The sequence below is a fragment of the Streptomyces sp. 4N509B genome (assembly GCF_052245655.1).
In the GTDB taxonomy this organism is placed as follows: Bacteria; Actinomycetota; Actinomycetes; order Streptomycetales; family Streptomycetaceae; genus Streptomyces.
Window position 1 is genome coordinate 1 of record NZ_JBQQBZ010000071.1, and the last position, 12,738, is coordinate 12,738.

The 12,738-nt window shown below is 74.1% G+C and carries 10 protein-coding genes and 1 pseudogene; 6 read left to right on the forward strand and 5 right to left on the reverse strand.

What is annotated here, in order from left to right; all coding sequences use genetic code 11:
• From ACTWP5_RS31735 to ACTWP5_RS31745, 3 genes and pseudogenes are all read right to left on the reverse strand, one after another.
• Positions 1–327 (reverse strand): annotated as a pseudogene (locus ACTWP5_RS31735) (hypothetical protein); the annotation flags it as partial.
• Positions 328–801: 474 nt separating this feature from the next.
• Positions 802–1,134: a DUF202 domain-containing protein gene (locus ACTWP5_RS31740; RefSeq protein WP_443224648.1), complete on the reverse strand. Its 333-nt coding sequence runs from the start codon at positions 1,132–1,134 to the stop codon at positions 802–804.
• Entirely contained in the window at positions 1,121–1,519 is a 399-nt protein-coding gene (locus ACTWP5_RS31745) for a YidH family protein (RefSeq protein WP_443224649.1), read from the reverse strand. The genes ACTWP5_RS31740 and ACTWP5_RS31745 overlap by 14 nt, the downstream gene beginning before the upstream one ends.
• Before the next feature lie 131 nt (positions 1,520–1,650).
• On the opposite strand from ACTWP5_RS31745, the gene ACTWP5_RS31750 reads away from it, so the two are divergent.
• Together ACTWP5_RS31750 and ACTWP5_RS31755 are read left to right on the forward strand one after the other, a co-directional pair.
• On the forward strand, positions 1,651–3,306 hold the full coding sequence (locus tag ACTWP5_RS31750) for an FAD-binding dehydrogenase (RefSeq protein ID WP_443224650.1): 1,656 nt from the start codon (positions 1,651–1,653) through the stop codon (positions 3,304–3,306).
• A 202-nt stretch (positions 3,307–3,508) separates the two neighbouring features.
• Positions 3,509–4,675 (forward strand): DUF2330 domain-containing protein, encoded by a 1,167-nt coding sequence (locus ACTWP5_RS31755; protein ID WP_443224651.1) that lies wholly within the window; start codon positions 3,509–3,511, stop codon positions 4,673–4,675.
• 186 nt (positions 4,676–4,861) lie between these two features.
• On the opposite strand, the gene ACTWP5_RS31760 is transcribed toward ACTWP5_RS31755, so the two are convergent.
• On the reverse strand, positions 4,862–6,664 hold the full coding sequence (locus tag ACTWP5_RS31760) for a BCCT family transporter (RefSeq protein ID WP_443224652.1): 1,803 nt from the start codon (positions 6,662–6,664) through the stop codon (positions 4,862–4,864).
• A 206-nt stretch (positions 6,665–6,870) separates the two neighbouring features.
• Between ACTWP5_RS31760 and ACTWP5_RS31765 the strand changes: the two genes are divergently transcribed.
• Positions 6,871–8,721, forward strand: a complete 1,851-nt coding sequence (locus ACTWP5_RS31765; RefSeq protein WP_443224653.1) for a glycoside hydrolase family 3 protein — start codon at positions 6,871–6,873, stop codon at positions 8,719–8,721.
• A gap of 106 nt (positions 8,722–8,827) precedes the next feature.
• Positions 8,828–10,552, forward strand: coding sequence for a SpoIIE family protein phosphatase (locus tag ACTWP5_RS31770; protein WP_443224654.1), 1,725 nt, complete (start codon positions 8,828–8,830; stop codon positions 10,550–10,552).
• 174 nt (positions 10,553–10,726) lie between these two features.
• On the opposite strand, the gene ACTWP5_RS31775 is transcribed toward ACTWP5_RS31770, so the two are convergent.
• Positions 10,727–11,203 (reverse strand): ATP-binding protein, encoded by a 477-nt coding sequence (locus ACTWP5_RS31775; protein ID WP_443224655.1) that lies wholly within the window; start codon positions 11,201–11,203, stop codon positions 10,727–10,729.
• Positions 11,204–11,430: 227 nt separating this feature from the next.
• Between ACTWP5_RS31775 and ACTWP5_RS31780 the strand changes: the two genes are divergently transcribed.
• Together ACTWP5_RS31780 and ACTWP5_RS31785 are read left to right on the forward strand one after the other, a co-directional pair.
• Positions 11,431–12,303: a helix-turn-helix domain-containing protein gene (locus ACTWP5_RS31780; protein ID WP_443224656.1), complete on the forward strand. Its 873-nt coding sequence runs from the start codon at positions 11,431–11,433 to the stop codon at positions 12,301–12,303.
• Positions 12,293–12,553 (forward strand): DUF397 domain-containing protein, encoded by a 261-nt coding sequence (locus ACTWP5_RS31785; RefSeq protein ID WP_443224657.1) that lies wholly within the window; start codon positions 12,293–12,295, stop codon positions 12,551–12,553. Before ACTWP5_RS31780 ends, ACTWP5_RS31785 begins: the two co-directional genes overlap by 11 nt.
• Positions 12,554–12,738 lie beyond the last annotated feature (185 nt).

The window sequence follows — 12,738 nt, forward strand, 5'->3', positions numbered from 1 at the left end:
TCCGGGCACGAAGCCGCGCAGCGGGTCGGCCCGCTCCTCGTCCGCCCCGGCTTCGTGCCCGGACTCCCCGGCCGGGGCGGCGAAGCCGGCCGCCGCCACCGTGACGACCCGGCCGAGGCGCCGGGTCAGCGCCTCGGCCGCCAGCTGCGGCACCGGGGGCCGCGGCCGGGTGCCGGCCAGCCAGTGGGCGACCGCGGTGCGGTCGTACCGCAGGTGGGCGCCGATCTCCTCGCCGAGCGCGTTCACCGCGCGCGCCAACGCCTCCTGCGTCCAGCCCGCCTCGTGCAGCAGCTCCCGCAGGCGCCGGTTGTCGGAGCGCGGCGTCATCTCGAACGTTCCCGTCTTCCTCGTCTCACGCCCAGGGGCGCGACGGAACGGGGCCGCGCCGGGCCGCGCGGACACCGCCGCGCGGCGGCGACGCCGCGCCACCGTCACACGAGCGTGGATTCTTCCGCGTCCGCTCCGCCCACGGGGCCCGTTCCGCGGATCCTGCCCCGGCCGGAGGAGGGTGACGCGGAGGCTGACGCGCGGACACCGCGCCGTACGGCGGGGTGGCGTGCGGCCCGGCGGCCACCACGGCGGGCCGCGCACCGCCATGACCCTGCCGGACGGCCGGACGCCGTGGCGGTCGAGCACCGGCTCCGACGGTCCGACGGCTTCGCGGCGCCGGACGGCTAGGACCTCCCTCCACGTCGTCACCCCCGGGCGGCGGCCCCGGCGGTCCTCACCCCACGCCCGGGAACCAGCCCCACGCCCCCACGCACCCCCGCACCGCCCCCGAGACCCCGGTGCGCCGGGGCCTCACGCCTCGGCGGTCAGCAGCACCGTCGCCAGCAGTGAGGTGACCACGACCACCCCGGCCGCCCCCCACACCGTCCCCCCGCTCGCGGCGGGCGGCTGCTCGGCGCGGTCCAGGGCGCGTATCCGCCGGTGCGCCACCACCAGGAAGGCCACCCACAGCAGCGCCTCCAGCGCCAGACCCACCACGGCCACCCGGGTGCCGTGGTCGGCCATCACGACCTTCCGCCCCGCGAGCACCACCACCAGCGTGAGGGCCAGCGTGGTGCGCCGCCACGCAAGCCGGGTCCGTTCCGGCTGGACCCCCGGGTCGCGGACGACGTCAGCCACCGGCACGGCCCAGCAGCACCGCGAGGACGACGATCAGCGCGGCGGCCGCCGTGCACACCGCCAGCACCGCGGGGAAACGACTCTCCGGCAGGTCCTCGCCGCGCCGCATCGCCCGCTCCGCCCGCACCCAGTGGTTGACCGCCCGGATCGCGCACAGGGCGCCCGCCACCAGCAGCACCAGGGCGATCGTCGACCGCACGCCCCACCGCATGTCCGTGAGGAACTGGTCCACGGCTATGCCGCCCGCCACGAGGGCCAGCGCGGTCCGCAGCCAGGCCAGGAAGGTGCGTTCGTTCGCCAGTGAGAAGCGGTAGTCGGGTGTGACCCCCTCGGCGCGTACCCGGTGCGGCGAGAACCACAGCCGTATCGCGGCCAACGCTCGTCGCATCATGGTCACGAGCCTAAGCCTCCGCCCCGAAGGCGGCAGACCGGCCCGTATCCTTACCCCGCGTCACCCCGGTGACGGGGTGGCGTGAGCAGCAGACGGCGAAGCCGTGCAAACGGCGGGGAGGGCGATGCCACATGAGCTACGACGCCGACGTGATCGTCATCGGGGCCGGCCTGGCCGGCCTGGTCGCGACCGCCGAGCTCGCCGAGGCCGGCAGGCGGGTGATCCTGCTCGACCAGGAGCCGGAGGCGTCCCTCGGGGGTCAGGCCCACTGGTCCTTCGGCGGCCTCTTCCTGGTGGACTCGCCCGAGCAGCGCCGCCTGCGGGTGCGTGACAGCCGTGAGCTGGCCTGGCAGGACTGGCTCGGCACGGCGGGCTTCGACCGTGCCGAGGACCACTGGCCACGGCGCTGGGCCGAGGCGTACGTCGACTTCGCGGCGGGGGAGAAGCGACCCTGGCTGCGGGGCCTCGGCGTCCGGTTCTTCCCCGTCGTCGGCTGGGCGGAGCGCGGCGGCCACGACGCGAGGGGCCACGGCAACTCGGTGCCGCGCTTCCACATCGTCTGGGGCACCGGGCCGGGACTTCTCGAGCCGTTCGCCCTGCGGGTCCGCCAGGCCGCCGCCCTCGGCCGCGTCGAGACGCGCTTCCGCCACCGCGTCACCGGCCTCGCCCGCAGCGCCGGGGCCGTCGACACCGTCGTCGGCGAGGTGCTGGCGCCGAGCGCCGCCCGGCGCGGCACGGCCAGCAACCGCCAGGTCACCGGCACCTTCGAGCTGCGCGCCCAGGCCGTCGTCATCGCCTCGGGCGGCATCGGCGGCAACCACGACCTCGTCCGTGCCCACTGGCCGAAGCGGCTCGGCGAGCCGCCGCGCCGCATGCTGACCGGCGTCCCGGCCCACGTGGACGGGCGGATGCTCGGCGTCGCGGAACGGGCCGGGGCGAGCCTGATCAACCGGGACCGCATGTGGCACTACACCGAGGGCGTCGCCAACTGGAACCCGGTCTGGTCGGGACACGGCATCCGCATCCTGCCAGGACCCTCCTCGCTGTGGCTCGACGCCACCGGCCGCCGGCTGCCCGTCCCCCTCTTCCCCGGCTTCGACACCCTCGCGACGCTGCGCCACCTCGCCCACACCGGTCACGACCACAGCTGGTTCGTCCTGACCCACCGCATCGTGGAGAAGGAGTTCGCGCTCTCGGGCTCCGAGCAGAACCCCGACCTGACCGGCCGCAGCGTCCGCCAGCTGCTGGCCAGCCGCCTCCGTCCGGGACCGCCGGGACCCGTCCGCGCGTTCCTTGACCACGGCGCCGACTTCGTCGTGGAACGCGACCTCGCGGCGCTGGTCCGGGGCATGAACGAGCTGACCGGCGAGGACCTGGTCGACCACGACCGGGTGCGCCGCGAGATCGAGGCCCGCGACCGCGAGGTGGCGAACCGTTTCACCAAGGACCTCCAGATCACCGCCGTCCGTGGCGCCCGCGCCTACCTCGGCGACCGGCTGATCCGCGTCGCCGCCCCCCACCGGCTCCTCGACCCGGACGCGGGCCCGCTGATCGCCGTGCGCCTGGGCATCCTCACCCGCAAGACCCTCGGCGGCCTCCAGACCGACCTGGCCGGCCGGGTGCTCACGGAGGACGGCGAGGCGCTGCCCGGGGTGTACGCGGCGGGCGAGGCCGCCGGCTTCGGCGGCGGCGGGATGCACGGGTACCGCTCGCTGGAGGGCACCTTCCTCGGCGGCTGCCTCTTCTCCGGCCGGACCGCGGGACGGGCGGCGGCGCGCGCCCTGTGACGTCCGGGCGGGAACCGACCACCCGCCCCCGCCCGTCGACACGACCGACGCCCGCGTCCGCGGCCGGCCGGGCGCGGTTCGCCAGCGGTTCGGAGCACAGCGGTTCCGAGCGGTTCGGAGCGGAGCGGGACACGTCGGCACGGAGGAGACCGGTGCGGAACAGGCACCGGCACGGACACACCAGCACGGGGGGAGACGCCGGATGAACGGAACGAGGGGCGCCGTCGGGCGGGCACGGCGCGCGCTCACGGTCGTCGCGCTGCTGCTCGCCGCCCAGCTCGGGGCCCTGGCCTGGCCGGCGCACGCCTGCGGCTGCGGCGGCATGGTCGTCGACGAGCGGCAGGAGCTCCACGTCGACCAGGAGACCTCGCTGGTGCGGTGGGACGGCGAGCGGCAGGACATCGTGATGAGCCTCACCGTCGGTGGCGACGCCACCGAGGCGGCCTGGATCATGCCGGTGCCCGGCCGCGCGGAGGTCAGTCTCGGCGAGGAGGAGCTCTTCGACGACCTGTGGCAGGTCACCCGGCCCGTCGAGCGGGAACGCTCCTACTTCTGGCCCCGCGAGGGGGACTGGCCCCGGTCGGAGGACGGGGACGGCGGCGCCGGGGCCGCGCCCCCACCGGGGGAGGACGGGGCGCCGGAGGTGGACGTGGTCAGCCGGGACCGCCTCGGCCCCTTCGACGTCGCCCGGCTGACCGCCACCGACCCCGCCGCCCTGGAGGGCTGGCTCGCCGACAACGGCTTCTCGCTCCCCGACGACCTCGCCGAGGCGCTGGGGCCCTACGTCGCCCAGCGGTGGGAGTACGTCGCCGTCCGCCTGGCCCCGGCGGCGGACGAGGGGGAGCGGGAGGTGGTGCTCGGCGGCACGCTCGACCCGATCCACCTCAGCTTCGCCACCGACGAGCCCGTCTACCCGATGCGCCTGTCGCGCCTGGCCGACGTCGGTCAGTCGCTGACGCTCTACGTGCTCGCGCCGCACCGGATGGAGCCGGCCGGCGCGATCGGCGGTGAGGCGCCCCGGGTCAGCTACGCGGCGCGGCTCGCTCCCGAGGAGCAGCCCGCGGGCCCGCTGCGGCGGCTCGCCGGCGGTGAGACGTTCCTGACCGTCGTGGAGCAGGAGTTCCCGCGCCCCGAGCGGATCGACGGCGACCACCTGCTGCGCCGCGCGGAGCGCGACACGGAGTTCGTCCCCGTGGAGTACGAGGACCGGCTGCTGACCTGGCTCGGCGTCCCGGCCTGGCTGGTGACCGTGGGCGGCACCCTGGCCGCGGCGGGCGGCGCGGTGTTCTGGCTGCTGCGGCTGCGGTCCCGCCGCCGCCGCTTCGGCGCCCTGCTCGGCGTCCACCGCCCGGCGGGCCCGCCACGCTGACGGTCCGGGGGATCGGGGGCTGGGAGACCGGGAGACCGACGGATCGGGGGTCCAGAAGCCGGGGAGCCGGGGAACGTCGGTCCCGGCGCGGAACACGACGCGCCCCGCCACGACGGGCCGTGACAGGCGTGTCCCCTCCCGCCGCCGGGCGGGAGGGGACACGGGTGAGAAGGACGTACGCGCGTCTCAGCCGGGGATCTCGCTGCCGCGGCCCGCCTTCCCGGCCCGCTCGCGTGGCGCGTCGTCGATCCCGTCGGCCACCCCGCCGTCGGCCGTGGCGTCGGCGGGCTCGACGTCGGCGGCGGCGTCAGCCCCGCCCTCGGTGGCGCCGCCCCGGAAGCCGCCGGGCCCGATCGCGATCTCGAAGTCACCGTCGTAGCGACGGTGCCCGTTGATGACCGCCATCTCCACCACCTGCTCGCCCTTCTCGCCGCGCAGGATCAGCGGGTCACGCCGCAGGTCCCGCATGAGGGCCACGCACAGCGCCACCATCACCAGCGCGAACGGCACCGCGGCGAGGATCGTGAGGTTCTGCAGACCGGTGAGGGCGGTGCCCTCACCGTCGCCGACCAGCAGCATGACGGCGGCCACCGCGCCGGTGAGCACGCCCCAGAAGATGACGACCAGCCGGTCGGGCTCCAGCGTGCCGCGCTGCGAGAGCGTGCCCATCACGATCGAGGCCGCGTCCGCGCCCGAGACGAAGAAGATGCCGACCAGGATCATCACGACGAGCGCCGTGACGCTGGCCAGCGGGTACGCCTCCAGGACAGCGAAGAGCTGGCCCTCGGTGGTGGACTCCTCCATGAGGCCGGCGCCGCCCTCCTCCTGGTGCATGGCGCTGCCGCCGAAGACGGCGAACCACACCAGGCTGACCGTGCTCGGCACCAGGATCACGCCGCCGACGAACTGCCGGATGGTGCGGCCGCGGCTGATGCGGGCGATGAACATGCCGACGAAGGGCGTCCAGGAGATCCACCACGCCCAGTAGAAGACCGTCCAGCCGCCGAGCCAGCCGCCGACGTCCTCACCGGTGCTGGCCTCCGTGCGGGCGGCCATCTCCGGCAGGTCGGAGAGGAGGCCGCCGACCGAGGTCGGCAGCAGGTCGAGGATGAGCACGGTCGGCCCCGCGACGAGGACGAAGGCCACGAGGACCACGGCGAGCACCATGTTGGTGTTCGACAGCCACTGGATTCCCTTGGCGACCCCCGAGACGGCCGAGAGCACGAAGGCGGTGGTCAGCGCGGCGATGACCAGCACGAGCAGCCCGGTGCTCACGTCGTCCATCCAGTCCAGCTTCTCCATGCCGCTGCCGATCTGGAGCGCACCGAGGCCGAGTGACGCGGCGGAGCCGAAGAGGGTGGCGATTATCGCCAGGATGTCGATGACCCGACCGGTGGCCCCGTTGGCCTGCTTCTCCCCGATCATCGGCGTGAAGACGGCGCTGATCGTCTGCCGCCGGCCGCGCCGGAACGCGCTGTAGGCGATCGCCATGCCGACGACCGCGTACATGGCCCAGGGGTGGAGCGTCCAGTGGAAGAGCGTCGTCGCCATTGACGTCGTCATGGCGTCGCCCGAGTCCTCGGCGGAGGTGCCGGGGGGCGGCGTGGTGTAGTGGTTGAGCGGTTCGCTCACCCCCCAGAACATCAGCCCGATGCCCATGCCGGCGCTGAACATCATCGCGATCCACGAGATGGTCCTGAACTCGGGCTTCTCGCCCTCCCTGCCCAGCGTGACGCGCCCGTAGCGGCTGGCGGCCAGCCAGAGCGCGAAGATCACGAAGCCCGACGCGGTGAGGACGAAGGCCCACCCCGCGTTGTGGATGACGTCCTCCAGCAGGTCGGCGGAGACGTCAGCCAGGGAGTCCGTGGCGAGCGCGCCCCAGAGTACGAAGGCCAGGGTCAACGCGGCGGCGACGCCGAAGACGACCGGATCGGTCGCCTTCCGGCCACGCGCCGGGTTCGTCGCTACGGGGTGTTTGTCCGCGGGCACGCGCTCTCACATCCATATGTCGTTCTGTTGTCGAGGTACGCGGGGGCGGCTACCCGACTTCTCCACACGCATGCCACATCGGTTTACCAGCGATCCGGCCGGCGGCGTGGTTGTGCGCGCGGGGTGTCACTGGTATCTCCGTTCTGGGCCCTGAGACATCGCGCGCCGCCGGCGGGGGCAGGCGCGGATCCGGAAGGACGTTCCACGTGACGTATCGCACACCCCGCCGCCTCCTCGTGACGCTCGCGGCCCTGGCCGCGGCCGTCGTCGCCCTCGGGGCGCCGGGCCCCGGCTCACCCGACACCGCCGCCGCACAGCCTCCGCCGTACCAGGACCCGGGACTGCCGGTCGACGAGCGCGTCGAGGACCTGCTGGGCCGCATGACGCTGGCGGAGAAGATCGGGCAGATGACGCTCGTGGACCGGAGCGCGCTCGACTCGCCCTCCGACCTGGCCACCCACCGCATCGGCGGGGTCCTCTCCGGCGGAGGCTCAGCTCCCACGCCGAACACCGCCGAGTCCTGGGCGGACATGTACGACGCCTTCCAGGACGCCGCGCTCTCCACGCCGCTGGCCATCCCCGTGCTCTACGGCGTCGACGCCGTCCACGGCCACAACAACGTCCGCGGCGCCACGATCTTCCCCCACAACATCGGCCTCGGCGCGGCGGGCGACCCCACGCTGGTGGAGCGGATCGGGCGGGCCACGGCCGAGGAGATGGCCGGCACCGGCGTCGACTGGAACTTCGCGCCCTGCCTGTGCGTGGCCCGCGACGACCGCTGGGGCCGCACCTACGAGTCGTTCGGCGAGACTCCCGAGCTGCCCACCGCCATGGCCACCCTCGTCACCGGCCTCCAGGGCGAGTCCCTGGGCGACCCCGCCTCCGTCCTCGCCACCGCCAAGCACTACGTCGGCGACGGCGGCACGGCCGGCGGCGACGACCAGGGCGACACCCGGATCGACGAGGCGGAGCTGCGCGCCGTCCACCTCCCGCCGTACCGGGAGGCGATCGCGCGCGGCGTCGGCTCGGTGATGGTCTCCTACAGCAGCTGGAACGGCGAGAAGCTCCACGGCCACGACTACCTGGTCAACGAGCTGCTCAAGGGCGAGCTCGGCTTCGAGGGCTTCGTCGTCTCCGACTGGGCCGGCGTCGACCAGCTCGACGGCCGGGAGGGCTTCACCGGCGCGGAGATCAGCGACGCGGTCAACGCCGGGGTCGACATGGTGATGGTCCCCCACGACCACGTCCGCTTCGTCGAGCTGCTGCGGGCCGAGGTCGAGGCCGGGCGGGTGACCACCGCGCGCGTGGACGACGCCAACCGCCGGATCCTCGCCAGGAAGTTCGAGCTCGGGCTCTTCGAGCGCCCCCACACCGACCGCTCCCTGACCGCCACCGTCGGCTCGGCCGAGCACCGCGAGCTCGCCCGCGAGGCCGTCGCCGCCTCCCAGGTCCTGCTGAAGAACGACGGCGGCACCCTGCCCCTGGCCGGGGACGCGCGGATCCTCGTGGCGGGGAAGAACGCGGACGACATCGGCCACCAGTCCGGCGGCTGGACGATCAGCTGGCAGGGCGGAAGCGGCGAGACCACCCCCGGCACGACCATCCTGGAGGGCATCCGCGCCCGCGCGGGCGACGCCTCCCAGGTGGTCTACGACCGCGAGGGCGAGGGCGTCGACGGCTCCTACGACGTGGCCGTGGCCGTGGTCGGCGAGACGCCCTACGCCGAGGGCGCGGGCGACCGCCCCGACGGCCTGGGCCTGGACGAGGAGGACCGCGCGACGCTCGCGAACCTGCGGGCCTCCGGAGTGCCGCTCGTCGTGGTCCTGGTCTCCGGCCGCCCCCTCGACGTCGCCGACGAGATCGACGGCTGGGACGCGCTGCTCGCCGCGTGGCTGCCCGGCACCGAGGGCGCGGGCGTCGCCGACGTGCTCTACGGCGACCGGGCGCCCACCGGCACCCTGCCCGTCACCTGGATGGCTGACGTCGGCCAGCAGCCCATCAACGAGGGCGACGGCCAGCAGCCCCTCTTCCCCTACGGCTTCGGCCTCACCTACTGACCCTCCCGGCACGGCCCTCTCGAGCGTGACGGACCGGATAATTCGTGCGAACAAGACAAAAGTGAAAGAATAACCATGAACTGATCATTTCGGCTGTGAGTCTGGTGTGGGCACGTCTATGGGCGAGGACGACGCGGTGCCGTCCGCCGCGCCGCTGCCCGAGGACTGGCCCGTGGAACCGGCGGTCTGCCTGGCCAGGAACCACATGGGCAGCTTCGACTGGGACCTGGCCAGGGACCTGATGTACCTCGACAGCTCCGCGCTCGCCGTCTTCGACCTGCGGCCCGAGGAGTACGACCTGAGGCCGTCCTCCCTCAACCGCCGCGTGCCGCGGGCCGAGGCCGACCGCCTCGACGAGCTGGTCAGGAAGGCGCTGCGGGACGGCAGCTCCCACTACGGCGCGTACTTCTGCGTGCGCCGACGCGACGGCCGACTGCGGTGGACCCACACCCAGGGACACATCCACCGGGACACCGACGGGCGCCCGCTGCGCGTCGTCGGCATCGTCAGGGACGCCAGCGCGGAGCTCGCCGCCCCCGTCCGGCAGCCCGTGCCCGAACCGACCCTCGACGACACGTCGCCCGCCGGGGCCGGCGAGGACGGCGGGGAGGCGGAGCGCCGCGGCAGCCTGGTCTCGGAGATCACCCAGGCGCTCTCCCGCGCCACGACCGTCGACGACGTGCGCGACGCGCTGGCCGGCTCCCGAGGCATCGGGCGGCTGGGGGCGGCCAGCCTGGTGCTCGCCCTGGTCGAGGCCGGCCGCGTCCACACCCTCCGCGTCAACGCCGCCAGCCCGTTGATCAACCCGCTGGAGCACACCCGGCTCGACGACCGCCTGCCCATGGCCGAGACGATCCGCACCCAGACGCCGCGCTTCGTGACCTCGCGGCGGGAGTTCGCCGCCGAGTACCCGCGGCTCTGGCAGTACTTCGAGCCGCTCGGGCTCGGCTCGGCGGCCTACCTGCCACTGACCGCCCAGGCCAGGCCGCTCGGCGGGCTCGGGCTGCTCTTCGACGAGGAGCGCTCCTTCCCGCCCGACGAGCGCGACCTGCTGCTGGCCCTCGCCAGCGCCGTCGCCCAGAGCCTCCAGCGCGCCATGCTGCTGGAGCAGGAGCACCAGCTGGCCGAGGACCTCCAGCGGGCGATGCTGCCGGGCCACATCCCGGACGTGCCCGGCGCCCGCATCGCCGTCCGCTACCGCTCCGCGGGGCTCGGGCGCGACATCGGCGGGGACTGGTACGACGTGATCCCGCTGCCGGGCGGCCGGGTGGTCGCCGTCATCGGCGACGTCGAGGGCCACGACACCCAGGCGGCGGCGGTCATGGGCCAGCTGCGGATCGTGCTGCGCGCCTACGCCTCCGAGGGCCATCCCGCGCCCGTGGTGATGGCGCGGGCCTCGGCCTTCCTCCACGAGCTGGAGACCGAGCGGTTCGCCACCTGCCTGTACGCCGAACACGACCCCGCCACGGGCTGGCTGCGGCTGGTGCGGGCCGGCCACCTGGCGCCACTGGTGCGGCGCGCCGACGGCACCACCCACCGGCTGTCGGTGCGTGGCACGCTGCCGCTGGGGGTCGGCGCGGTGGCCGGGTACCCGCCCACACCGGTCAACGACCTGACGCTGGCCCGGGGCGAGACCCTGCTGATGTGCACCGACGGCCTGGTCGAGCAGCACGGCGCCGACCTCGACGAGGGCATCGACCGCGTCACCCGGGCGCTGCGCGAGGGGCCCGAGGACCTGGAGGAGCTCGCGGACTGGATCACGGCGGCCGGCGTCGACGACCTGACCGAGGACGACATGGCGCTGGTCATGCTCCGCCGCGCCCTCGACTGAGCGCTCTCGACCGAGCCGCGCTCTCGACGGGGAGTGCTTCTTCCCCGGGCCGGATGAGGGGCCTTCCTTCCGGACCGTCGTGGATCAGACCCCGGCCCGCGGAGATCCGGAAGAAAGGCCCCCGGGCGCCCAGCCGCGCCCGTCTCACCCGGCGGCTAGCCGCCCTCCGTCCGGCTAGCCGCCGGCGATGTCCGCCGTGGGGGCGGCGGCGTCCGCCTCGATCTCCGCCCAGACCGTGCAGCCGGCCCGGCGGTCGGCCGTGATGACGCCCCAGGCGTCCGTCAGGGTGTCCACCAGCAGCAGGCCGCGCCCGTTCTCCGCCTCGTCGGCGCGGCCGGGCTCCTGGTCCGCGGGCCCGTCGTCGATCCCGAGACCCTCGTCGGCGACCTCGATGCGCACCCGCCGGCCGCTGGCCTCCAGCCGGCAGACGATCTGCCCGCTGTCCGTGTGGAGCAGGGCGTTGGTGAACAGCTCCGAGACCACGAGCCGCGCGGTGTCCCACAGCGGCTGCGGCAGTCCCCACAGGCGCAGCCACCGCACGGTGATGCGCCGGGCCACGGCGACGGAGTCCGCCTGCGCGGGCAGCGTGAAGCGCTCGCCCGGCGGGTCGATCGTGGAGCGAACCGGGCGGGGGATGGGGAGAGGCGTCATCGTGCCGAGGGATCCCTGGGGAGGAGACACGGGCGGTTCCGCCTTCCGTGCTGCCGGAGCGGTCGTGAGGCGAGTCACCCGTTTACTATGCGCATCCGGCCGTGCAGTGCGCAAGAGGAGTTCTGCAATTCGCATTCAGCGAGGGGATATCTGCCGATCCCACATCGTGTATGGCACACTTCTGCCAGGTTCGGGGGATAGCGAGGCTCAGCCATGAGGGAGGCGCCGTGCCCGAAGCACGACCAGGGCCGACGGTGGGGCAGATCGTCCTCGGGCTGCGCCTGAGGGACCTGCGCGAACGCGCGGGCTGCACCTTCGCCGACGCCGCGGCCGTCCTCAGCGTCAACACCACGACGGTGCGCCGCATGGAGAAGGCCGAGGTCGGCCTGCGGCCGCTCTACGTCAAGGCGCTGCTGGAACGGTACGGCGTCGCCCCCGACGAGATCGACTCCTTCCTCACCCTCGTGGACGAGGCCAACCGACCCGGCTGGTGGCACCGCTACCGCGACGTGCTGCCGGACTGGTTCGGCCTCTACGTCAGCCTGGAGGGCGAGGCCAGCCTCATCCGCGCCTACGAACCTCACTGCGTCCCGGGTCTCCTCCAGACCCAGGACTACGCACGAGTGCTGCTGCGCACCGGCTTCCCCGGCGCGTCCGAGGAGGAACTCGGCCGCCGCGTCGCCCTGCGCATGGCACGACAGGACCTGCTCACCCGACCCGGCGCGCCCCTGCTGTGGGCCGTGGTCGAGGAGCACGTGCTGCGCCGCCGCGTCGGGAGCCCCGCCGTGATGCGCGACCAGATCGACCGGCTGCTGGAGGCGGCGACGCTGCCCAACGTCACGCTCCAGATCATGCCGTTCAACGCCGGTCCGCATCCCGGCATGTTCGGGCCGTTCCAGCTCTTCAGGTTCGACATCCCCGAACTGCCCGACATCGTCTACGCCGAGAGCCTGACCGGCGCGGTCTACCTGGAGGACCGCGCGGACACCTCGGCGTACCGGGAGGTGCTCGACCGCATGAGTGCCCAGGCGGCACCCGTACAGGACACCGGGGCGCTCCTCGGTGAGATTCGCAAGGAGCTAGACCACCATGAGCCATGACAGAGGTGGCCCGACAGGCCGCATCTACAACGGCATGCCCGCCAGGGAACTCGGCAGCGAGGGCTGGCACAAGCCGTGGAGCGGCACCAACGGGGGCAACTGCGTGGAGGCGATGAAGCTCGCCGACGGCCGCGTGGCGCTGCGGCAGTCCACCGACCCGGACGGACCCGTCCTGATCTACACCCACCGTGAGATGGAGACCTTCATCCGCGGCGCCAAGCGGGGCGACGCCGACTTCCTGCTCACCTGACGCCCCACCGGCCGGCCGGCCCCGGCCGACCCGGCCCCCGACCCCCACGGATCCCCATCGAGGCGAGGCGCCTCCGGGCACACCGCACGGCCCTGCGCCGGGCGATCGGGCCCCGCGGGATGGCCGGCGGACGGCCGTCGCGCTGGTCGGTGAGCGCCCACACCTTCACCCGCCTGTCGTAGGGG

Bases quoted from the DNA above. Each gene is read 5' to 3' on its own strand.
- ACTWP5_RS31775 (WP_443224655.1), bottom strand. From the start codon at position 11,203: ATGACGCCTCTCCCCATCCCCCGCCCGGTTCGCTCCACGATCGACCCG.
- ACTWP5_RS31785 (WP_443224657.1), top strand. From the start codon at position 12,293: ATGAGCCATGACAGAGGTGGCCCGACAGGCCGCATCTACAACGGCATG.
- ACTWP5_RS31745 (WP_443224649.1), bottom strand. From the start codon at position 1,519: ATGATGCGACGAGCGTTGGCCGCGATACGGCTGTGGTTCTCGCCGCAC.
- ACTWP5_RS31755 (WP_443224651.1), top strand. From the start codon at position 3,509: ATGAACGGAACGAGGGGCGCCGTCGGGCGGGCACGGCGCGCGCTCACG.
- ACTWP5_RS31750 (WP_443224650.1), top strand. From the start codon at position 1,651: ATGAGCTACGACGCCGACGTGATCGTCATCGGGGCCGGCCTGGCCGGC.